This window comes from Ferrimonas sediminum (genome assembly GCF_900100175.1).
In the GTDB taxonomy this organism is placed as follows: domain Bacteria; phylum Pseudomonadota; class Gammaproteobacteria; order Enterobacterales; family Shewanellaceae; genus Ferrimonas; species Ferrimonas sediminum.
Genome location: NZ_FNEM01000008.1, coordinates 35,526 through 58,040 on the forward strand (window position 1 = coordinate 35,526; position 22,515 = coordinate 58,040).

Here is a 22,515-nt window from a genome sequence, read left to right on the forward strand (position 1 = left end):
TGGTGCAGTGGTGTTGTATAGGGCAATAATTGTATACAATTATTGCCCTTTCTGTTTTGGAGTCATGGATGATGCACGATACCGCTGTTGCTGGCCTGATAACCCGAGAGCACCGCTTTCAATTGCCAGTGGATTATGACCAGCCCCAGGACGAGACCCTGGAGGTGTTTGCGCGGGAACTGTGTGATCCCGTGCGGGTAAATGACGAACTGCCTTATTTGGTATTTTTCCAGGGCGGCCCCGGCTTTGGCGCGATGCGACCGCTTGCCCGGGGCGGCTGGATCGATCGGGCGCTGCAGGAGTACCGGGTGCTGCTGCTGGATCAGCGCGGCACCGGTCTGTCTACGCCCATCCATGCCGGGTCCCTGGCGACCATGAGCCTGTCTCAGCAGGTGGCCTACCTCAGTCAGCACCGGGCCGACAACATTGTCCGGGATGCAGAAGCGATTCGGTGCCATCTGATTGGCGATGCCCCCTGGACGATTCTGGGGCAGAGTTTCGGTGGTTTCTGTGTACTGCGTTACCTCTCCTATGCGCCGCAGTCCCTCACCGAGGCCTACATTACCGGTGGCATTCCGTCGTTACAGCGTAGTGCCGATGAGGTATATCAGGCCACGTTTCAGCGGGTGGCGGATAAAAACCGGGCGTTCTTCCTTCGTTTCCCCAAGGCCCGGGGGATGGCGGATCGCATAGCCGCTTACCTCGATCAGCACCGGGTCTGCCTGCCCGACGGCGAGCGGTTAACGGTGGAGCGGTTTCAGTTGCTGGGGCTTCACCTCGGAGTGGAGGAGGGACCTGAGACGCTGTATTACCTGCTAGAGCAGGCACTGCTGCCTTCGGCGGCTGGCGAGGTCATCAATCCGGTATTCCTGCACGGCGTGATGCAGATGTTGGATTACGATACCAACCCGCTGTTTTCGTTGCTGCATGAACCTATCTATAACCAGCAGCAAGCCTCGGACTGGGCCGCGCACCGGGTTCGGCAGGGGTTACCGCAATTTTGCTATCAACCCGGGCAGCCGCTGTGCTTTACCGGTGAGATGATCTTTCCCTGGATGTTTGAACAGTTTGCCCAGTTGCGCCCTCTGCAGTCCCTGGCCCATGCCCTGGCCTGTAAGGCCGATTGGCCGTCGTTGTACGATCCCGGTGTGCTGGCGGTGAATCCGGTACCCGTGGCGGCGGCGGTCTACACCGACGACATGTTTGTGGAATACGCCTACAGTGAAGAGACGCTGGCCCAGGTTGCCAATCTGAAAGCCTGGCGTACGTCGGAGTATGAGCACAATGGGATTCGCATGGACGGCTATCGAATCCTGGATCGGTTGATCAAGCTGAACCGGGGACAGCGTTTACGATAGCGCAAGCGTGCTCGACGGACCGTTTCTGCTGGTAGCGGGTGGCGATGAGCTTTGTCAGTGCTACCGGTGGATTAAAATAGTACCCCTGAAATGAGTGGCAGCCTCGCTGGGCCAGGTAGTTAAGCTGCTCCTGGGTTTCCACCCCTTCTGCGGTGACCGGAATGCCGTAGATTTCCGCCACTCTCAGGATCACATCCACCAGGGAGCGGGTGTGGGCCTGGCCACTGATGCTCAGTTCATTGACGAAGCTGCGGTCAATCTTGAGACGATCGATGGGGTAGTGCTGCAGCTGGTTAAAGGCGGTGTAGCCGGTGCCAAAGTCGTCCAAAATAATGCGAATGCCGTGTTGCCGCAGTTCGGTTAACATCTTTAACCCGCTGGGCTTGTGGCTGACCAGTCCGGTTTCGGTCAGTTCCAGATCCAGGGTGTTGAGATCGATGTCATGGCGGTTGGCCAGCATGATGATCTGGGCGGGCAGTTTCGGGTTGTTCAGTTCCAGCGAGGAGATGTTGATGGCCACTCGCAGGTCCCGAATGTCTTCGCGAAACTCCTGCTTCAATGCGCCGATCTCTCGAAAGCAGAACTCGATCACCCACAGGTCGAGTTCGTAGATCATGCCGTATTTTTCCGCCACCGGTATGAACAGATCCGGCCCGACGCCTTCCAGATCGGGGTGGGTGCATCGAATCAGGGCTTCGGCACTGGTGCACCAGGGTTTATCTCTCTGGTGGATAGGCATGAACTTGAGCTCGAATGCCCCTTCGTCCATTGCCTTGCGGAGCCCTTGCTGAATGTGGGCTTCACGCTTCATCTCGATGGCCATCTCTTCGCTGAAACAGTAGGTATGGCCGGGCAACGCTCGTTTGCCCAGGGTGATCGCGGTGGAGGCCTGCACCAGCTTTTCCGAGGCGGACTCGTTGCCGCGGCGGGAGTACCCCAGGGTCACCGAGATGGCCAGGGAGTGTTCCTGAATGTGGTAGATGCCGACCACTTGTTGGCGAATCACATCGGCGAGAGTGTCGTTGCGGACCTTGGGAGCCAGATACAGGCCGATGACAAATTCGTCGCCGGCGCTGCGGGAGATGAGGCTGGGGCCGTCACCAATGTAGCCCTCCTGTCTGAGTATCGAGGGCAGTCGCTTAAGTCGCCTGGCCATCTCGGTCAGGGCGTGATCGGCGAGGGTGCGCCCGTAGCGTTGGTTGATGCCTTTGAATTGGTCGATGTTCAGTTGCAGCACACACAGCAGCGGTGCCGAGGGAGGTTGTTTCTGTAACCACTGCTCCATGGCCCGGCGGTTATCCAGCCCGGTCAGGGGGTCGGTAAGGTGAGAGCGCTGCAGGTTGTGGTAACTCAGGATCTGGCTATGGACGAAAAACCAGATGAAACTGTAGGTGAAGACCACCGAGATACTGAATCTGATCAGCGATTCGACGTCAACGCTGTGAGTCGCGGCCAAAAAGCAGACGAAGGAGTACAGAACCCCCAAGGCTCCGGCTATCTTGAACGGCATGATGCAGAACAGGCCGGCGGCCACCGGGAACACAAAGAACAGCCCACGCAGGCCGTGGGCGTAGGTGAACGTGGAGATGGCCACCATCATTAACACTGAGTACCCCACCAGTAGGATCCGGGACTCCTTGCCGCGCCGGTAACATTGCCACAACGAGGTGGCGATCAGGGGGGCGGCCATCAGTTCAACAACCCCGATAGCGGGTAGGCTGCTATTGACCAGATGGTGAATGGCAAAACCGACGGTAGAGATTAGGGTCAGCCAGTGCAGACCAATGATGGCTGGCAGAGGCATGTGGCGGGATGAGAGCATCGTTTTGATTTCTGGAGCTTATTTTTGTTCAACATGGTAACAGCCCAACAAACAGATGTCAGGCTGGTTAACCTTTGTTTGGAGTAAAAGTTCAGACAAAAAAAGGCCGCCGGGGCGGCCTTGTTGCTGTGCTTGGGTTTAGCTGTGTTGATCCTGGTAAGGACGACCGTAGTAGCTGTCCAGCAGCAGCTGTTTGAGTTCCTTAATCAATGGGTAGCGCGGGTTGGCGCCGGTACACTGATCGTCGAAGGCCTCTTCGGCTACCTCATCCAGCTTAGCCAGGAACGCCGCTTCGTTGACGCCCGCAGCCTGAATGGAAGCGGGGATCTCCAGCACGCGTTTCAGCTCGTCAACCTTGGCGATCAGACGCTCCAGTTTCTCCTCGTCGCTCTTGCCACCCAGACGCAGGTGATCGGCTATGGCGGCGTAGCGGCACAGCGCCTGAGGACGATCATACTGGCTGAATGCGGTTTGCTTGGTGGGCAGGTCGGTACCGTTGAAGCGCATCACGTTGGTGATCAGCAGGGCGTTGGCCAGGCCGTGAGGCAGGTGGAACTCGGCGCCGATCTTGTGGGCCATGGAGTGACAGATCCCCAGGAAGGCGTTGGCAAAGGCGATGCCGGCAATGGTTGCCGCATTGTGAACCTTCTCTTTCGCCTTGGGGGCTTCGGCACCGCCCAGGTAGCTGTCCGGCAGGTGTTTGAACAACAGATCCAGTGCCTGCAGCGCCTGACCGTCGGAGTACTCGTTGGCCATCACAGACACAAAGGCTTCCAGGGCGTGCGTGACCGCGTCGATGCCACCAAAGGCGGTCAGCGACTTAGGCATGTTCATCACCAGGTTGGCGTCGACGATGGCCATATTGGGGGTCAGCTCGTAGTCGGCAATGGGGTACTTGGTGCCGGTTTTCTCATCGGTCACTACCGCGAACGGGGTCACTTCGGAGCCGGTACCCGAGGTGGTAGGAATGGCAATCAACTCCGCCTTGGTGCCCATTTTCGGGAACCGATAGATGCGTTTGCGGATGTCCATAAATCGCAGGGCCAGATCGGCAAAGTCCACCTCGGGGTGCTCGTACATCACCCACATGATCTTGGCGGCGTCCATGGGCGAACCGCCCCCCAGAGCCAGAATGACGTCCGGTTTAAAGCTCTGCAGCATCTGTGCGCCACGCTTGACCACGTCCAGCGTCGGATCCGCTTCCACCTCGTAGAACACCTCGACTTCCAGGCCCTGGGCCTTGAGGATACGAATGGTTTCGTCACAATAGCCGTTATTAAACAGGAACTTGTCGGTCACGATGCAGGCACGTTTGCGATCGGACAGCTCTTCCAGTGCCACCGACAGGGCGCCGCGGCGGAAATAGATCGATTTAGGCAGTTTGTGCCACAACATATTTTCGGCTCGCTTGGCTACGGTTTTCTTGTTGATCAGGTGCTGAGGACCGACGTTCTCCGAGATGGAGTTGCCGCCCCAGGAGCCACAGCCCAGGGTCAGTGACGGCGCCAGCTTAAAGTTGTACAGATCGCCAATGCCCCCCTGTGAAGCCGGAGTGTTGATCAGAATGCGGGCGGTTTTCATGCGTTGGCCAAACAGGCGGATGCGGTCGGTCTGTAGATCCTGGTCGGTATAGAGAGCGGAGGTATGGCCGATGCCTCCCAGGGCCACCAGTGCTTCCGCTTTCTGTACGGCATCTTCAAAATTTTCGGCCCGGTACATCGCCAGGGTCGGCGACAGCTTCTCATGGGCAAAGGCCTCGTCAACCGTGGTTTTGCTGACTTCGCCAATTAGCACCTTGGTCCATGAAGGCACCTTGATGCCAGCCATCTCGGCAATTTTGGCCGCAGGCTGCCCTACGATGTCGGCGTTGAGGTTGCCGTTGACCAGCAGTACTTTACGAACTTTGCCGGTCTCGGTTTTATTCAGCAGGTAGCCGCCGTGGCTGGCGAAGCGCTCGCGCATCTCTTCGTAGATACTGTCGACCACGATGACCGATTGCTCCGATGCGCACACCACGCCGTTATCGAAGGTTTTCGATAGCAGGATGGAGCTGACGGCCCGTTTGATGTCGGCGGTTTCGTCCACCACCACCGGGGTGTTGCCGGCGCCGACGCCGATGGCGGGCTTACCGGAGCTATAGGCGGCTTTGACCATACCGGGACCACCGGTGGCCAGAATGAGGTTGATGTCGTTGTGGGTCATCAGGTGGTTAGACAGCGCTACCGATGGAGTGTCGATCCAACCGATGATCTCCTTGGGGGCGCCCGCTGCGACGGCAGCATCCAATACCAGCTTGGCGGCGGCATTGGTGGCGGTTTTAGCCCGAGGGTGGGGCGAAAAGATGATGCCGTTTCGGGTCTTGAGGCTGATCAGCGCCTTAAAAATGGCGGTCGAGGTCGGGTTGGTGGTGGGGACAATGCCGCAGATGATGCCCACAGGCTCGGCAATGGTGATGGTGCCACCGGTTTCATCCTCTTCGAGAATGCCGCAGGTCAGTTCATCCTTGTACTTGTTGTAGATGTACTCGGAAGCGAAGTGGTTTTTGATTACTTTGTCTTCCAGCACCCCCATGCCGGTCTCTTCAACCGCCTGACGGGCCAAAGGGATGCGGGCATTGGCTGCCGCCAGTGCCGCAGCCCGGAATATGGTGTCAACCTGTTCCTGACTAAAGCTGGCAAATTCTTGCTGCGCCTTTTTTACTCGAGCCACCAGGGCATCGAGTTCGGCAATATGCTTATCAGCCATCTAAACTATCCTCAAATTTTAAAAACACTTTCCTCTGAATGCGGTTTCAGTATAGGAGTCAAAGCCGGAGTCAGGAAAAGTGTTCTCTGCATGTGTAATAAAATTACATTTTACGCCGTCACATACTGTTAACTGCCTCACGTTTGAGGTAAGAGAAACGTAGTTTAATGACAGGTCGGATTAGCAAAACTAATTGAAACATCGATACCAGAGTGGAAAATTTCACTTTTCCGAGAGGGCCAATTTCACTACAGTATGCACCTAAATAATTACCCTCCTGTTAGAGGCTTAGGACCAGAGTGGATTTCTACTTACTGCTGCAATTTTTTCTGGGGTTGGTGGCCATCATTAACCCCATTGGCCTGTTGCCCGTATTCGTATCTTTGACCAGTCATCAAAGCGAACAGGAGCGCCTGGCGACCGCTAAGGTGGCCAATCTGTCGGTGGTGATCATTCTGCTTATTACCCTGGTGGCCGGGCAGCTGATTCTGAATCTGTTCAGTATCTCTATTCCGGCTTTTAGAATTGCCGGCGGGGTTTTGATCACCTTTATTGCCATGTCGATGCTGCAGGGTAAGCTGGGTGAGGTCAAACACAACAAAGAGGAAGACCGGGAAGCGGCCGCCAAAGAGTCGGTTGCCGTGGTGCCACTGGCATTGCCATTGATGGCTGGGCCCGGTGCCATCAGCTCGGTGATTGTGTTTGCTTCACAACACCGGGATATGCAGTCGATGATAGGCATGGCGGTGTGCATCCTGGCGTTTGGCGTTCTCAGCTGGCTGGTGTTCAGGACGGCGCCGGTGATATTCCGGGTACTGGGTAAAACCGGCATTAACGTGATTACCCGTATTATGGGTCTGTTGATGATGTCCATTGGCATCGAGGTGATCGCGGCGGGAATGAAGACGTTGTTTCCGGCACTGAATTAACAAAGGGGTGGCCATGATTGTCATTACAGGCGCCAGCAGCGGACTGGGTGCCGCACTGGCGCAACACTACTCGGCAGCCGGCGACGAGGTGTGTCTGGTGGGACGCGATTCACAGCGATTGACGCAGTTGAGCGAGTCCTTGCCCGGCAAGGCGCAGTGGCACAGTGTGGATCTGACCTGCGAGTCGCAGGTGGCCGCCCTGTTTGATTCATTGCCCACGACACCGACTACCCTGTTGCATTGTGCCGGCAGCGGCCTGTTTGGTGCCTTTGAGCAGCATAGCGAAGCGCAGATTCGCCAGTTGCTGGACAACAATGTGCTGACGGCGGCGCTGCTGCTGAAGCAGGTGGTGAGCCGCTACCGTGATACGTCGATGCAGGTGGGGGTGGTGATGTCGACCGCGGCCCTGAAAGCCAAGGCCAATGAAGTGGCCTACTGCGGTGCCAAGTGGGCAGTTCGTGGCATGGTTGAATCGCTACGGGCCGAGTTGAAAGCCAGCCCGCTGCGACTGGTGGGCATCTATCCCGGTGGCATGGATACCGGCTTCTGGCAACACGACGACAGTCGTGACTACCTGGATGCCAGTGTGTTTATGTCTGCCGACGACGCCGCCGCCATGGTGGTTCAGGGGTTGGCAGCCTGCGACAGGGGCTTTATTTCTGACATTACCATCAGTCGCGGTTAGCCCGACAGCAATGCCTGTCTGGCTAACGGGGCCAGCAACATGATCAGCAGGATTGCCACGGTTGAGAACTGCAGCCAGTGATCCTGAAGATTTTCCAGTTCACTGATCCGTTGCCGGCCGTCGATGTTTTTATTGTGCTGGGTCTGGTAGTACCGAAAAGCCCAGTAGCCATTGCCAATCATCAGCACCGCCAAGGCGGTCAATACACGCCACTCCATTTGCGCCTCCTGCCAGCTTAAGCCTCAGAGTCAGTTATACCCGATTTCATCAGTAAAGGAAGTAGCTCATCCCCTGATGAGATGTTATCAATTGTGATTGCATGTTACGCATTATGATCGATCCCCCTGATTGTTCTAGGGGTATTTGCATGGATTTTGTTCATCAATGATCAAAACAGTGAATCTGATCACGTCTGATCTGAGAGTGATGGTCTATTTTTCCACCATTGAGAATGACCACCCGATTCCGCTGCTGAGATAAGGAGATCTGGCCGGACCCAGAAGCGAGGTTCAGATGCGACAGACAGAAATGGCACAATTTGGCTTATTTGCCCGCCAGTTGATCAAGCAGGCCGCCGCGGTAGTCATGACACTGCCGAAAGACAATCACCCCCTGAAGCGGCACTCTCAATTGCAGGCGTGTCTGGATGAATGTGAAAACCGAGCCATGGAATTGGTGATGACGAAAAGCACCAGCCAGCTGAACCAGCTGAGCAGTGCCATCAGCGGCAGCGTGGAGTTAATCGGTAACTGCTGTGACCATCCTGGCTTGTCCGATGCCGACCAACACGGCTTGGACATGGCCCTGGCCAACATCGCCCTGATTCATACTCGCTGTAAAAGGCTGATTCAACAAGCGGACAACGTGGTGCCTTTCCCGCGGGCAGTCAACGCCTAGACGACAGCCCGACGATAACCAAAAAGGCCCGGCATTGCCGGGCCTTTTTTCTAGCTCATCGCCGCTGCGGCTACAGCCAGGGGCGGTGATCGCCCCGTACCTGATTCAGCCCCTGCTGCATGATGGCTTCCGCTTGCTGTTGATCCAGACAGGGCAGTAGGTGGCGGCCACTGGCCAGGGACAGCCTCAGGGTCATCAACTGCCTCGACTTCATGGCCGGGGTCTGTACGCTGGCAATGCTTTGCCATTTTGACCAGGGCAGCAGCGTCAGGCTGTGGCCAAACAGCCCTTGACGAATCCACAATCCGCAGGCGTCGGCGGCAAAGCCCCACTGGCGCCAGCGAAGCCACCAAGCCACGACGAATACGGGCCAGATTACCAGCAGCAATGCGGCGCTGTGCAGGCCATTGAGTTCGGTGACGGTGGCAACCACAGCGGTGGACGTCAGCACTGCCAGGCTGCTCCAGCCGATGCGTCGCCACAGCCAGAAGCGGTGGATGGTCGTCCAGCGGGTTGGCAGTCGAAAGCGGGGATCGATGCGATCCAGGTTAGTCTGAGTCTCAGTCCCGCTGAGGGCCGGCAGGTGCATGGCGTTGCCCTGGTTGGCATCGTGGCCGGATCCCTGCACCTGTTTGAGGGTCAGCAGCCACAACCCGGCCATCCTGGCCAGGGCTGACTGGCGCAGTTGCAGAGATTGAATGCGGTGGGTTTGCATCAGATCCTGCTGTTTGGTGATCACGCCACCGGTGCGCTGCAGGCGGGCGTTGCCGAAACTGAGCCGATAGGGGTGGTACTTGAGCAGGCAGGCAAGTCCGGAGGTCAGCGACAGCAACAGATAGCACAGCAATAATAACAGCGTCACCACCAGCACCATGGCATGGGGTGTGTCCGGCATCAGGGCCGAGGCTCCGGTGGCCAGGTGCGGGTGCTGTGCCAGCCACTGTTCATCAACAAACCAATCTGACTGGCTCAGCAGCGGGCCAAGCACCACCGCCAGCCAGGTCAGGTTATTGAAACAGATGCCGTGAACAAACAGCTGGGCCGGGGTACGCCTCAGACTGTCGGAAGCCGGCGCCGGGCCACTGGCCGATGGCGGAACCGTCGCGGGTACCAGTTGCTGCTTGAGTTGTTGGGCCTCGGGCACAGCGATTGCGAACAGGGTGGCTTCGCTGCCACGACTGCCGGCGGTCTCGATGATCAGGTTAACCTTGCCGATGGCCCGCATCGGCAACGGCTGGTCGATTCGAACATTTTGAATTCGGTCTAAGGGAATCCGCTGCTCGGTTTTAAACAATGCACCGGTGCGCAGCTCAAACTGCTGCTGAGATTGGTCCAGGGCATAGTGAAAGCGCCACCACCGCAGCCAGGATAGGAGAGCGGTGTGTGCCAGCAGCAGGGCCAGTGCCGCCAGCCACCACCCCGGGGGAAGGTCATCCATGGCGCCGGTAAAGGCTACCGGTATCACGTAGATGCCGAATTTCAGCTTGTCGACGAGTCCAGCCGTCGCGAATAGGGCGATGGCCCAGGGGGAGAGGCGCTGCCAGTACAGGGAATCAGTGTTCATTATTTCGTGCGCCCGCCTGATCCATCAGTTGCTGCCGAAGTTGTTCGGCCTGCGCCTGCTCCAATCCTGGTAATACAATCTCGGCTTGCGGCGAACCGGCGCTGTAGCCGCTCAGGGTGGCCAGTTTCAGCCGTCGTTCCAGAGGCCCCTGGGTGACGCTGACATGCTGTAGGCGACTGAGCGGCAGGCTGATGCGTTGTTGCCAGATGAGGCCACTTTGCACCACCACATCGTCAGGTCTCAGGGCATAGCCGAGGCGCCGGGCTTTGAGGCGGCCGATCACCACCATGGTCAGCATCACGGCCATAGACAGCACTCCGGCAGCGCCTACCCAGAGCAGTGTTGCCTGCTGCCGGATGATCAGCATCGCCAGCAATGCCGCACTGGGCAGTAAAATGCTGGCCACTGCCACCAGGGTGACCTGGGTGAGGTAGGCCGGAGAGACCGGCTGATAGTCAATCTGTCGCAGGGGGCGCCACGCTGGTGGGGGGATGGGGGTATCGGCTTCCATGCGTTTCCTTGATCGGGATCTTAGCCAGAGACGTTAAGCCAATGTGCTCCCGGGTACAAGGGGAAACCATCACCCATGGGGTCAGGAAGTGGTTGTTTTGTTCTGATATTTTCACTGCTACCTGCTTTTTTGGATATTGATGAATTTTATGCACGCTCTGTCCGTTTTTTATACTGGTTAAAGAAATCGGCTAAATGACTTTCTGCTCAATTGCTTAGGTTAGAACCCTCTGCTAGCTTCAATAGGGCTGGACGAAAAGTGACCAGATGGTGCCGCCATACTGAACAGGGATCCGTTGCCAATGCAAACAATGAACTTTATGGACTCGATGTTCTTTTTCATCGAGTCTGCGCAAACCCCCATGCACGTAACTCCGTTACTGGTGTTGAAGCCGGATCCTGAGCATCGGGAGGGGTTTGGGGTCAGCCTGTACCGTAAGCTACAAAGCAAAACCACTGTGGTGGCCCCCTTTAACTGGCGGCCCCGTTTCAGCCTCACCGGTAAGCATCGCTGGCAGGAGGTGGCGGTGGATCTGGGCTATCACCTCCGATTTGCGGCGGTGCCTGCTCCCGGGCGTCAGGCGCAGCTCAACGAGCTGATCTGTCGCATTCAGTCCCAGCCACTGGATCGTACCCGACCGCTGTGGGAGCTGTATGTCATCGACGGCATGAGTGATGGCACCGTGGTGCTGTACATGAAGCTGCATCATGCCCTGTTCGACGGTACCCGCATTAATGGCTACGCCCGCAAGATGCTGACGCAATCACCGGTTCACAACGATTGGGTGCCGATCTGGCAGCATGAGGTGTATGCGCCACAACCGGAAGCGCCGTCAAGCGGTCGCCTAAGAACCTCACTGGAAGCGCTGGGCAACACTCTGACCCAGGCGCGGATGCTGCCCCAGGCGATGCGACTCGGAGCCAGGGTGTTTGGCGGTGCCCTGGGGATGCTCCCTAAACGCAGCAAGACGCCGCTGACGGCGCCCAGAAGTGTGCTGAACACCACGCCGGCCCGGGGCCGCAGTTTTGCTTCGCAGCAGTGGTCACTGGAACGGGTCAGGGCCATCGGCAAGCTGACCGGCGCCAGTTTCAATGACATTATTCTCACCTGTGGTGACATGGCGCTGCAGCGTTACCTGAGCCGCAACCACAGGCTGCCGGACAAGCCCTTGGTGGTGCTGATGCCAATGAACGTCCGTCAGCCCGGCGACATGACCAGCAACAACCAGTTTGTACCCGGCCTGGTGGAGCTGCAGCCACCGGAGTTGTTACCGCTGCCGCGCCTGAAGCGGATACAGGCGGCCGCCACCGACACCAAAAATGAGATTCGCGAATTTTCGCCGGCGCTGTACGAAAAGTACGGCGTACTGATGCAGGCGGTGTCGATGATTGCCGGTAAATACGGTCTGGAGTCGAAACTGCCGGCATCCTCCAACCTGGTGATCTCCACCGTTCCCGGCCTGGCGGAAGTCCGTTACCTGATGGGAGCCGAGGTGGTTCAGGTTGCACCGATGTCGGCTCTGCCGCCGGGCCAGTGCCTTAACATCTCCGCTTACACCTACAACGGTAAGGTGTGCCTGGGGTTTCTTGGCTGTCGTAAAGTGTTGCCGGACATCGGACTGCTGGCCAATGACATGGATCGCGCCCTGGATGAGCTGGAGTTGGCGGCCCTGACTCAGCCTAAGACCAGCTTGTTCGACAGATACTTACCCCACCTTGCAAACAAAAGAGTCAGTTTACACTCGAATCCAGAAGGCGTTATTCTGAAGCAAAGGCAATCCACCGGAGTACGTTAATGAGTCAGGATGATTTCGCCCACAGTGTGGTTAATGCCCAGCCAAGCTGGCAAAGCCGGGTGTTTAACCGGGTGCTAAAACATGGGTTTAAACGTCGCATGCAGGGCGATGTCGATGTGTACCGAATCCGCGAGGTTGCCGCCGGTTTTGACAATATCGGCCTCATGGCGCCGATGCCGTCCGGGATAAAGCAGCAGGCCTACCTGGTGAAGGGCCTCAGCTGCAATTGGCTTACTCCAGAAGGGGCACGGGAAGACCGGGCCATCCTCTATTTTCATGGCGGCGGATTTTGCATCAAGACACCGAACATGCACACCGCCATGTTGGCGAAACTGTGCAAACAGGCCAAGGTCCGCGGCGTGATGGTGGATTACCGCCTGGCACCGGAACACCCGCTGCCAACCGCCCACGACGACTGCTTTGCCGCCTATGAACGGGTGTTGGACTCGGGCATTGATGCCGACAAGGTAGTGATTGCCGGTGATTCCGCCGGCGGCAACCTGGCGCTGTCGACCCTGATGCGCATTCGTGACAGTGAGTTGCCCAACCCCGCCGGTGGCATTCTGTTCTCGCCAAGCACCAACCTGGCGTTGTCAGCGGAAGCGGTACTGGCGAACCTGGACAGGGATCCGATGTTGTCGGCCACGTTTTTAATGGTGATGAAGGAGTGCGCCCTGACGCGGCCTGAGCTGGCCCTTGATCCGTTAACGTCGCCCTACCATGGTGATCATCATGATCTGCCGCCGATGATGGTGGTGGTGGGAACCGAAGAGGTGCTGCTGGAGGATGCCCGCCAGATCACCGCCAAGATGCAGGCGGCGGGGGTTCGGGTGAACTTCGATATCTGGCGGGGCATGCCCCATGTCTTTCCGTTACTGCATCGGTTGCCGGAAGGGGAGCAGGCGCTGGCCCAGAGCGCGCGCTTTATTCGCCAGTGTCTGGATTGAACCACTGCTGCACAAAATCCAGAAACAGCCTCAGTTTGTGGGTCATTAGCTGGCGGTCGGTATAGACGCCGTAGAGATCCATAGAGCCAAAGTCATGGTCGTCCATTACTCGAACCAGGGTGCCGGCGGCCAGATCCTCGCGTACGTCCACCTCGGCAACCCGGGCGATCCCCAGTCCCTCCAGAATAAACTGCCTTCGAGCCAGAGAGTTATCGGTGATTACGTCGCCATCCACGGTCACTTCGACCAGTTTGCCGTCGATGCCGACGTTGATGCGATTGGGGTGGCGGGCCAGTTGATGGATGATCCAGTTGTGCTGCGACAGCTCCTCGATGGTGACTGGCGGCCGGTGGCGCTCGAAATACTCCGGGCTGGCGCACAACAGGTAGGGGCAGTGAAGCACCCGGCGTGCCACCAGTTGGCTGGCGGGCAGCGGCCCCAGGCGGAAGGCGACATCGATGTTTTCGGCCACCAGCTCGTGCATCTGATCGTTCATCATCACTTCGATGCCAATGCTGGGGTAGCGCCGCTTAAAGGCGATGATTGCCGGCACGATGTGACGACTGCCGAAGTTGGCGGAGCAGGTGACCTTGAGGGTGCCGGTGGCCTGTCCCTGTAACTCGGCCAGGCGCTCTTCGGCAGCCTGAATCTCTGCCTGAACCCGAATGCAGCTGTGAAAGTAGTCCTGCCCGGCCTCGGTGAGGCTCAGCTTTCGGGTGCTGCGATTCATCAGCTTGACCCCCAGCCGCGATTCCAGCTGCTTGAGCTGCTGGCTGACGGCGGCTTTGGATAACTTCAGCTTTTTGGCGGCGGCGGTGAAGCTGCCTTCGGTAACCACGGTGGCGAAGATGCGCATGTTGTCCGAGGTGGTTTTCATCATTCCTAGCATTGTTCAGTTTTGCTTTACAGTGTTATAGCAAAAACGATGATTTACACACAATAGGCAGAGGCTACAATGCCTGTGTTCTCTGATCATCCCGGTGACAAAAACAAGGAGTCTGCCGTGAACAATTTTGATTATCACAACCCCACCCGCATCCTGTTCGGTGAAGGCGAAATCGCCAACATCGGCAACTACATTCCAGCCGGAAGTAAGGTGATGGTGCTGTACGGCGGGGGCAGCATCAAGGCCAATGGTGTCTACCAGCAGGTCAGCGATGCTCTGGCAGAGTTTGACTGGGTTGAGCATGGCGGTATCTCCCCCAACCCCAAGTACGATGAGCTGATGGCAGCAGTGAAGACGGTGAAAGAGCAGCAGGTGGACTTTTTGCTGGCGGTGGGCGGCGGCTCGGTGGCCGATGGCACCAAGTTTGTGGCTGCGGCCGCACACTTCGAGGGCCAGGACCCCTGGGACATCCTGGCCAAGCAGGTGCCGGTAACCCGGGCGTTGCCATTGGCCACCATTTTGACTCTGCCCGCCACCGGTTCGGAAGCCAACGGCAACTCGGTGGTGACCCGGGGCGAAGACAAGCTGGCGTTCAACTCACCGCTGGTGTTCCCGCAGTTCTCGGTACTGGATCCTACCACCACCTATACCCTGCCGGCCCGACAGGTGGCCAACGGGGTGGTGGATGCCTTTGTGCACACCATCGAGCAGTATCTGACCTACCCGGTCAATTCGCCGATTCAGGATCGCTTTGCCGAATCCCTGTTGCTGACCCTGATTGAAGAGGGCCCCAAGGCGATGGCGGACGTGGGTAAACCGGCAGAGCAGCAAAATTACGACGTGCGGGCCAACATCATGTGGGCGGCGACCCTGGCCCTCAACACCCTGATTGGCAAAGGCGTGCCCCAGGATTGGGCCACCCATATGATTGGTCATGAACTGACTGCGGTGCTGGGGCTGGATCATGCCCAGACCCTGGCGGTGGTGCTGCCGAATCTGATGCAGGCCCAGCGCCAGCCCAAGCGCGAGAAACTGCTGCAGTACGCCGAGCGGATCTGGGGCCTGAACGAGGGGGACGAAGAGACCCGCATCGACGTGGCCATTGCCAACACCCGCGCCTTCTTTGAAACCATGAAGGTGAAGACCCGCATCAGTGAATATGGTCATGGCGCCGAAGTGGTCGACACCCTGATGGCGCAGCTGGAGCGCCACGGCATGGTCAAGCTGGGTGAACGTGGCGACATCGATCTGGGTCGCAGCCGCGAGATCCTTGAGGCGGCATTGTAGTGTGAATGGTAGGCGCCTCTATTGGGATTAGGGGCGCCATCCCTTTGTATCGCTTAATCGAGCAGTGAGCGTTTCAACAGTTCGATGTTGTGAGCCGCCAGCCTCTGCAAAAACTCTGGTGTCATCTCAAAGTTATTGAACGTCATCATTCCCTCCGATGCCAGAAAGGGGAAGTACATCAGGCTGAAAAAGCTCAGCCGGAGTAAGTCGGTATCCATCGACGGGCGATCGGTATTGATGTTATTGAAAAACAGTGAACTTCCTGAAACATAGACGGCGTCGATGATCTTCTCGGAGCGCAGCTTTTGGGTCACCGAATCGCTGCCGGTGAGTACCCGGTAAAGGAGCCTGGCATAGTCCGGATGTTGAATCATGGTCTGATAAAACGTCCTCAACACGCTTGCCAGAGAATCAAAATCCTCTTTGTTTCTTGCCGTTCGCATCTTCAATGATATTGGCTGAAATGTTTCTACTATCATTGTCTCAAACAGACCAAACTTGTTATCGAAGTAGTACTTGATCAGTGCTGAGCTAACGCCACTCCTGTCCGCGATGAGACGAATGGAGACTTTTTCATAAGGCATTCTAGAGAAGAGGTCCCTGGCGGCCAAAATAAGAGATTCTCTGGCCTGGATTCTATTTGAGGGGCGACCGACTTTATTATTCATTTATTTGAAGTGAATTTTAAACAAGCTGTTGGAGAGGATGGGTAAGATATTAACAGTAGATGAGGCTAGCATTGTTTATTCATTAATACAAGGCCAACTCTCAATGAAAGTTGGCCTTGTGATACGTTTCTAACTTAATTTACTTACTGTTATCAAGAAAGCGTTGATACCTTTCTTGTCCCTTCAATAATTTATTTCGTTCAATATCATCAAATTTCCCTGGTGCAGGAAACTCATCTTTGTGGCAAGAGGAGCAGGCATTAGGCATGACATCAAAATCGGTACACTCCTTGGTGTTTGGCGGATACTTCCAACTGTCATAGCAGGTGCCTTTATTAATCACTTTTTCCCATGATTGGGTGAGCTTGTTTTCTGGGTCAGCATCATCTTTGGTGAACTGATTGATGTAGTCATACTGGGCCAGTGATTGCTGAGGTTGAATTACCTCGAAGTGGTGCGCCCGAATGTCGTAGCGTCTTGAGCGGTCGCGACTGCGATGACTCCACGTCATATGGCAGTCAACGCAGTTGGCGCCCACTACATCATGGATCATCATCTTATGGTTCGCGCTGGCCTTATCGCTGTGACAAGCGGTGCACTGGGCGTCACCCTTATGTTTCAGTTTCTGGCTGTGAGCGTCGTGACATGAGGTGCAGGTCATGCCGCTCTGTCCATGCTTGGAGCCGGCCAGTTCCATCGGGTGGGTTTTTGACTGCTTGAAGTAATCGGTTCCCGGCCATTTGTCCCTGATGTTGAACTCATAGAAGTCGAACAGGTTGTCCCCGACGTTGAAGTGCTGGCCCTTGGAGAGCGAATCCTCTGCATTGAACTTGTAGGGAATTTCTGCAAATAGCTTGTTTTCATAGCCCGCAGGGTGGCCGGACTGGTGACAGTGGGAGCATTCAGTGCCCTTGTTGTCGCCTTCAAGGTCTTTGGGGTTGACGATATCCTCTTTGCTCATCGACTGGGTATGGCTGGCTCCAGGCCCATGGCAGTTTTCACAGCCGGTGGCGAACTCGGTTTCCCAGATGTTGGATTTGTCGACGACCATGCCGGCAAATTCGTTTTCCTTAAAGGACTCGATCTCAAAGCCGGTGAGGTGGCATTCGGCGCAAACATTCTCGTAAGATCCGAATTCGATGTGTGCGTTCAACTCATCTTCAGGAAACAGGTTACCTTCGTCGTCATACCAGAGCCATTCGACCCAGTTGGTCCACTGCTCGTAATCTTCGTCGGTCCAATAGACGAAGGGAAGCAGTATCAGCGAGTTGCTCTCTTGGTCATAGGTGAAGAAGTTGGTTTGGGTGCGGTAGCCAACCACATCCACCCGAGTGGTGATGTCCTTGCTGCTGTCTTTGGGGTCGTGGATGGTGACCCAGTACTCCTCCCCCTTCATAAAGGAGGTGTATTTATGGCCATTGGCATAGAAGACCTTGGGTTCGGTTTCGGTGCCCCAGGGAGCGTCTATGCCGTGGTTATCTTCGGTGTAGAGCTTGCGCATTACGGTGGCGTGGCGAGTATCCTTCCACTCGTCGTAGATGCCCCGGTGACAGGTTGAGCAGGCCTCGGAGCCGGCGTAATCACCGCGGTTGGAGGGGAGGTTACCGGAGTCGGGTTTGGAGGTGAGGGTAATGGTTACGCTGGAGCTTGCGTCCAGTTTGCCATCGGAGATGGTGTAGACCAGGATCTTCTCCCCCGGAAGCTGGTCGCTGCCGGCTTGATAGATAAGCTGATCGCCATCAATGGTGAAGCCATCGGCTTTGGTGATGGAGAGGTCATCACCGTCCGGGTCTGAGTCATTATTCAGCACATCAATACGGACCTCTTCGCCGATATTAACCGAGGCGGTATCCGGGACGGCTATCGGAGCCCGGTTTTCCGGTTTGATTACTGTGTTGTTGTCATCACTATTACAGCCAAGCAATGTGGTGACGACGATGGATATTATCGCTGTTCGTTTCATCATAAAACACTCTGTTCTTATCTAAAACAATATGTGTGTAGCCATAACGGCATCATTAATACTGTGAAGTTATTTTGTTTAGATCAATTGCATTTTTTCTCTATAGTGTAAATCGTGACCTTGGGATTTAAAAAATTAACTTTCACTGAAGGGAGGGGTAATCTATTTTTCAAGTCAAGGTAGTAAATTTATCAAAAACAAATAACTGATAAATATATGTGTGATTTATAATGGTAACTCTTGAGTCAAAATAAGTGTCATCGCAAATTTTTTTTGCTAAAAACGCATTGCTTAACGCTATATAGCGGTAGTGTTCAGGTATCCAACATAGGGGTTTTGGAGGCCTGAAATGTCGTAGTTGTCGGGCGCATATCGTCCGTGGTCGAGGTGTCAGTTGAGGAGCTGAGGAGCTGAGGAGACTGAGGGCCGGCATATTCGTTGCTGTATTCGAAAGGGAGTTATGGTTTCATCAGCACAGTCAGGGGGCGAAGTCAGCCCGATCTCTTGGGCAGTTTTTAGGGCGCAGGGCTACGGGTGCCCGCATCGGTATTAGAGAGGTAAGGTCGCTTGATATCTGGAAATACCTCGAACAGACCCAGAATGTTTCTAATAGCGATATCTTAGGAGATAGCCTAGAGCAAATGAGCCAGTTGCCGCTGTGGGGAAAAAAAGCGCTTCCTAAAGGAAGCGCTTTTTCGTTAGGTCATAGGGGTCAGCTTTCCGCTTGCTGCAGTTCGGCGGCGACCTCGGGCTCGCTGCCCTCCAGCATCTTCTTAATCAGCTGGGAGGCGCTGAAGGCCACGGCCACCAGCACTACCGCCATGATGGTCAGCATGCCGAAGTAGTCGCCGTACACGGTCTGAGCAATCTCCTGGGTGATCGCCTGGCCCTTCTCCAGGGCGATGGAGGTGGAGAACACCGCGCCGACGATGCCGGAGAGGGCGATGGCCACCGAGAACAGGCTGACTGAGAACGCCTCAATATGCTTGGGTGCCACCGATAGAATGAAGGCCACCACCATCGAGCCGACGATCACTTCGGCCAGGGCCTGGAAGAAGTGAATGGCCAGGAACACCTCGGGGCGGATGATCACGTTCTCGCCGATGGTCATCACCGCCAGGGTCAGAATGCCGAAGGCGATGGCGGTCAGGATGAAGGCAAAGCCTACCTTGGTGGCGGTGGTGAAGTGGATGTCGCGCTTCTCCAGGCTGGAAAATACCAGGGCCACCAGGGGGCCGCCGACCATACACCACAAGGGGTTCATCGCCATGGCGGCTTCGGGGGCCAACGGAATAAAGCCGAACAGATCACCGCGCATGGTATTGATGGTCACCAGGGTCATGGAGGTCATCATCTGGCCGTAGTAGACGAAGAAGGCAATAGCCAGTACCACCATGATCAGGATGGTGCCCATCTTCAGCGAATCGCGCTTGTCCGCTTTGATCATCAGCGAGATGAAGTAGCCGATGGCACCCAGGCCGATGGCGTAAACGATGTTCTGGCCAATCTCCATGTTGTTAAACATAAAGAACACCAGTCCGATCATCGCGACAGAGATTACGGTAAACAGGGCCCAGTTGCGGGCGCTGACCGGCCGGTTGTCGATCTCGGGGCTCACTTTCAGTAGCGGCTTACGGGTGACCACCAGCAGTACCATGGCCAGTATTGCCATGGAAGCGGAGAGCATGAAGCTGCCGTTGAAGCCAATCACCAGTACGATCAGCGGAAACAGGTATTGACCGATAAAGGCACCGACGTTGTTGACGGAGTAGTTGACCGCATAGCCACTCTCAAACTCCTCCTCGGAGGCGAAGGTGCGCTTAAACATCGGCGGATAGGAGGGGGACATCAACCCGCGGGCGTAGCTGGCCAGGGCAATGCCGGCCAGGCTCATCGGCACATTGGTCATGGAGGCGCCCAGCACCAGCATGCCGTAGCCGGCGCCAAAACAGCTGAAGGCCAGCGTCAGCGAGCGATAGGCGCCGAGGAATTTGTCGGTAATAAAACCGCCGGCGATGGCGAACAGGGGGCCGATGGCGGAAAAGGCGCCGACCACCATCATGGTATCGGCTTCGGAGTAACCCAGATCCTCGAGGAAGAACCGGGTCAGGACAATCATCACGCCATAAAAGGACAGGCCAAACACCATTTGGCAGACCATCATCGACTTATTCAGTCTGTTCCACATAACTACTTCTCTTTGTTGGAACTTTTCCGCCCTCGGCGAAAAAAGAAACAATATTAATGTTTACAATAAGTTACGGATAATACCACGGCTTGGCTAAAGGGTTGTAACATCGGTGTCGCAAACCGATAAATTCTCAAGCGCACCGAAGCGCCGATACTGGCAACTTTGCTTTACGGAATGGCGCCGCTGGGGGGAGGGAGTCGGGGGTTGCGTCGTGCTGGCGGTTGCTGATGGCGTTAGCAACGGTTGGTCGATGGCGACTTTTTGCGGCAGCCTTAGCATTCCTGTGGTCGCAACATTGAATCAACACCCTCTTGTGATAATGTCCTGACTCTTTGATTTATCTGCATTTATTTTTCTGTAGAACGGGCGGTGGTAGCGGCCGCGACAGAGGAGGGTCTGTAATGAGATGGGCGATATTGATGGTTCTGTTGCTCGCTAGCACCGCGCAGGCGGCGGAACGACTGCTGCTGAATTGCCACCATTGCCAGATCGAACAGATTAAAAATCTGGTGCGTCCCTTGTGTCCCGAGCCACCGACCCAGTTTGCGGTACTGGATGCCGCCGGGGCAAACCTGATTTTACTGGACTGCCAGGCCGGTGAGCCGGCCGAGGTGACGGTGCTGGAGTCCGCGGTCTCGCAGCAGCAGAGTTTTGAGGATTATGTGTCCCTGTCCCGGCAGGTTGCCTGGAGGTTAGGGGACAGTTTTACCGTAGACGCCGATTTTGCCTATCGCGGCCTGGAGGAGATTGAGCGGTTTCCAGACTCTTTTGAGTCCAACCTGACCAATTCGCTGATGCGTCACTCGCAGATTGGTGCCCTGATGGCCGAGTTGGCGGACCAGGCCCAGCTGGTGTGTGATGATTTCGAGCTTGCGCCCCTGACCCGAAGGTTGTCGGTGGTGCCGGCATGGGAGCTGCAGGTGCGGCTGCCCAGTCGCAGTTCGGTGATCATGCGGGTGGAGGTGGTGACTTACGGGCGCTTCAGTATGATAGAAGCCCAACTGACCGGCGAGGCCTACGGCCCTGTGCCAGGCGGGGTCGGTTTTGCCACCCGGCGTTTGCACCTGTCCCGGACCAAGTCGTAAGACCGTCGCGGAAACCGGTGCAGTGCCGGTGAGCGGTTAAGGCAGGTATTTCAGCAAATGTGCCTTTACTTCATCGCTGGCAAAGGCGTTGTCGACGCTGACCCGATAGATCTCGAAGTACTCATCTTCGCTCAGGTTAAACTCCTCCATCACTTTGCGTACTTCATCGGTCATGGTGGTATCGGACACCGTACGGTTGTCGGTATTGATGGTGATCAGCACGCCGTCTTTGTGGAAGGCTTTGACCGGATGGCTGGCCAGATCGTCGACGGCCTTGGTTTGAATGTTACTGCTGGGGCAGGTTTCCAGTGCCACCGACTGCGCTTTCACCAACTGATACGCCTGAGGGTGGCCTTTGATGTGAATGCCGTGGCCGATGCGTTCGGCACCCAGCAGGCTGACCGCATCAAACACGTTTTGGCCGCTGCCCTGTTCACCGGCGTGAATGGTGACCCGGTAGCCCAGCTGACGGGCGTAGTCGGCATAGGCGATAAACTCCTGGCTGAAGCCCGGCAGTTCGCTGCCGGCCAGATCAAAGGCGACCACGCCCTGATTCAGGTAGCGGGCACCGGCATCGATGACCTCATCGATGCGGTCCTTCGGCATGGTACGCAGAATCGACAGGATGTAGTTGCCACGAATGTCGTACTGTTGCTCCGCCTCTTTCATGCCGGCGACGGCACTGCCAATGACCTGATCCAGGGTCAGGCCCTGTTGCAGGTGGAGCAGGGGACCGAAGCGCACCTCGAGGTATTTGACGTTTTCCAGGGCGGCGTCTTCAAACAGCTCAAAGGAGATGCGTTTAATGGCGGCCTCGGTCTGCATCACCGACAACGGCAGCTCAAACCGCTTCAGGTATTCATCCAGGTTGGGACAGGTCGGCGGGGCGACCATCAAGGCGCGAATGTCGTCGACATTATCACTGGGCAGTGACACTTCCTGCTGGTGGGCAAGCTCGATAATGGTGCGGGGACGAACGCTGCCGTCCAGGTGGCAATGAAGATCGATCTTGGGCAGGTTAAAATGATTCATGAGTCTCTACCTTTACTATTACGCACATAAAGCTACAGACTTCATAATCAAGAATATTAAGGCTCTTGGTAGAAACTCCCAAACCGTATCATTGGGATTATATGAAGCAATTTTCGGCAGAGTCTAACATAAGCGTAACCTGGGGTGCAA

General features: G+C 56.2%; 18 protein-coding genes and 1 riboswitch. Of the genes, 8 read left to right on the forward strand and 10 right to left on the reverse strand.

The annotated features are described in order from the left end of the window. The first annotated feature begins 68 nt into the window (after positions 1-68). Positions 69-1,358 (forward strand): alpha/beta fold hydrolase, encoded by a 1,290-nt coding sequence (locus tag BLT77_RS10765; RefSeq protein ID WP_090365274.1) that lies wholly within the window; start codon positions 69-71, stop codon positions 1,356-1,358. Here BLT77_RS10765 and BLT77_RS10770 read toward each other — a convergent pair. Together BLT77_RS10770 and adhE are read right to left on the reverse strand one after the other, a co-directional pair. After that, positions 1,327-3,180 carry a putative bifunctional diguanylate cyclase/phosphodiesterase gene (locus BLT77_RS10770; RefSeq protein WP_090365275.1) on the reverse strand — a complete coding sequence of 618 codons (1,854 nt, stop codon included), beginning with the start codon at positions 3,178-3,180 and terminating at the stop codon, positions 1,327-1,329. The genes BLT77_RS10765 and BLT77_RS10770 overlap by 32 nt on opposite strands. 138 nt (positions 3,181-3,318) lie before the next feature. Further along, the gene (gene adhE, locus BLT77_RS10775; RefSeq protein ID WP_090365276.1) at positions 3,319-5,925 is read right to left on the reverse strand and encodes a bifunctional acetaldehyde-CoA/alcohol dehydrogenase; all 2,607 of its coding nucleotides are present in this window, start codon (positions 5,923-5,925) and stop codon (positions 3,319-3,321) included. 299 nt (positions 5,926-6,224) lie between these two features. Here adhE and BLT77_RS10780 point away from each other — a divergent pair, with 299 nt between their 5' ends. After that, positions 6,225-6,854, forward strand: a complete 630-nt coding sequence (locus BLT77_RS10780) for a YchE family NAAT transporter (RefSeq protein WP_090365277.1) — start codon at positions 6,225-6,227, stop codon at positions 6,852-6,854. 13 nt (positions 6,855-6,867) lie between these two features. Then, positions 6,868-7,539, forward strand: a complete 672-nt coding sequence (locus tag BLT77_RS10785) for an SDR family NAD(P)-dependent oxidoreductase (protein WP_090365278.1) — start codon at positions 6,868-6,870, stop codon at positions 7,537-7,539. On the opposite strand, the gene BLT77_RS10790 is transcribed toward BLT77_RS10785, so the two are convergent. Next, a complete protein-coding gene (locus tag BLT77_RS10790) occupies positions 7,536-7,757 on the reverse strand; it encodes a hypothetical protein (RefSeq protein ID WP_028111749.1) in 222 nt (73 codons plus the stop codon). The genes BLT77_RS10785 and BLT77_RS10790 overlap by 4 nt on opposite strands. A 295-nt stretch (positions 7,758-8,052) precedes the next feature. Here BLT77_RS10790 and BLT77_RS10795 point away from each other — a divergent pair, with 295 nt between their 5' ends. Beyond that, a complete protein-coding gene (locus tag BLT77_RS10795) occupies positions 8,053-8,436 on the forward strand; it encodes a hypothetical protein (RefSeq protein WP_090365279.1) in 384 nt (127 codons plus the stop codon). Positions 8,437-8,506: 70 nt separating this feature from the next. Here BLT77_RS10795 and BLT77_RS10800 read toward each other — a convergent pair whose 3' ends face one another. Continuing rightward, complete coding sequence (locus tag BLT77_RS10800; RefSeq protein WP_090365280.1) at positions 8,507-10,000, reverse strand: PH domain-containing protein; 1,494 nt, start codon at positions 9,998-10,000, stop codon at positions 8,507-8,509. Continuing rightward, a complete protein-coding gene (locus tag BLT77_RS10805) occupies positions 9,990-10,511 on the reverse strand; it encodes a PH domain-containing protein (protein ID WP_090365281.1) in 522 nt (173 codons plus the stop codon). The genes BLT77_RS10800 and BLT77_RS10805 overlap by 11 nt, the downstream gene beginning before the upstream one ends. Positions 10,512-10,812: 301 nt before the next feature. Here BLT77_RS10805 and BLT77_RS10810 point away from each other — a divergent pair, with 301 nt between their 5' ends. Next, positions 10,813-12,306, forward strand: a complete 1,494-nt coding sequence (locus BLT77_RS10810; RefSeq protein ID WP_090365282.1) for a wax ester/triacylglycerol synthase family O-acyltransferase — start codon at positions 10,813-10,815, stop codon at positions 12,304-12,306. Beyond that, complete coding sequence (locus tag BLT77_RS10815) at positions 12,306-13,253, forward strand: alpha/beta hydrolase (protein ID WP_090365283.1); 948 nt, start codon at positions 12,306-12,308, stop codon at positions 13,251-13,253. Before BLT77_RS10810 ends, BLT77_RS10815 begins: the two co-directional genes overlap by 1 nt. Here the strand turns inward: BLT77_RS10815 and BLT77_RS10820 are convergent. Beyond that, positions 13,231-14,133, reverse strand: coding sequence for a LysR family transcriptional regulator (locus tag BLT77_RS10820; RefSeq protein ID WP_176819283.1), 903 nt, complete (start codon positions 14,131-14,133; stop codon positions 13,231-13,233). The genes BLT77_RS10815 and BLT77_RS10820 overlap by 23 nt on opposite strands. A 123-nt stretch (positions 14,134-14,256) precedes the next feature. Between BLT77_RS10820 and BLT77_RS10825 the strand changes: the two genes are divergently transcribed. Next, on the forward strand, positions 14,257-15,426 hold the full coding sequence (locus BLT77_RS10825; protein ID WP_090365285.1) for an iron-containing alcohol dehydrogenase: 1,170 nt from the start codon (positions 14,257-14,259) through the stop codon (positions 15,424-15,426). 53 nt (positions 15,427-15,479) lie between these two features. Here the strand turns inward: BLT77_RS10825 and BLT77_RS10830 are convergent, their stop codons facing one another. The 3 genes from BLT77_RS10830 to BLT77_RS10840 all read right to left on the reverse strand — a co-directional run bounded on the left by BLT77_RS10830 (position 15,480) and on the right by BLT77_RS10840 (position 20,245). After that, complete coding sequence (locus BLT77_RS10830) at positions 15,480-16,094, reverse strand: TetR/AcrR family transcriptional regulator (RefSeq protein ID WP_090365286.1); 615 nt, start codon at positions 16,092-16,094, stop codon at positions 15,480-15,482. A 139-nt stretch (positions 16,095-16,233) separates the two neighbouring features. Then, complete coding sequence (locus BLT77_RS10835) at positions 16,234-18,060, reverse strand: Ig-like domain-containing protein (RefSeq protein ID WP_090365287.1); 1,827 nt, start codon at positions 18,058-18,060, stop codon at positions 16,234-16,236. A gap of 709 nt (positions 18,061-18,769) precedes the next feature. Continuing rightward, the gene (locus BLT77_RS10840; RefSeq protein WP_090365288.1) at positions 18,770-20,245 is read right to left on the reverse strand and encodes an MFS transporter; all 1,476 of its coding nucleotides are present in this window, start codon (positions 20,243-20,245) and stop codon (positions 18,770-18,772) included. Between the two features lie 404 nt (positions 20,246-20,649). Here BLT77_RS10840 and BLT77_RS10845 point away from each other — a divergent pair, with 404 nt between their 5' ends. Then, positions 20,650-21,333 carry a hypothetical protein gene (locus tag BLT77_RS10845; protein ID WP_143026613.1) on the forward strand — a complete coding sequence of 228 codons (684 nt, stop codon included), beginning with the start codon at positions 20,650-20,652 and terminating at the stop codon, positions 21,331-21,333. A 36-nt stretch (positions 21,334-21,369) separates the two neighbouring features. Here BLT77_RS10845 and add read toward each other — a convergent pair whose 3' ends face one another. Then, positions 21,370-22,365, reverse strand: coding sequence for an adenosine deaminase (gene add, locus BLT77_RS10850; protein WP_090365290.1), 996 nt, complete (start codon positions 22,363-22,365; stop codon positions 21,370-21,372). Positions 22,366-22,389: 24 nt separating this feature from the next. Continuing rightward, positions 22,390-22,490: riboswitch (purine riboswitch) on the reverse strand. Positions 22,491-22,515 lie beyond the last annotated feature (25 nt).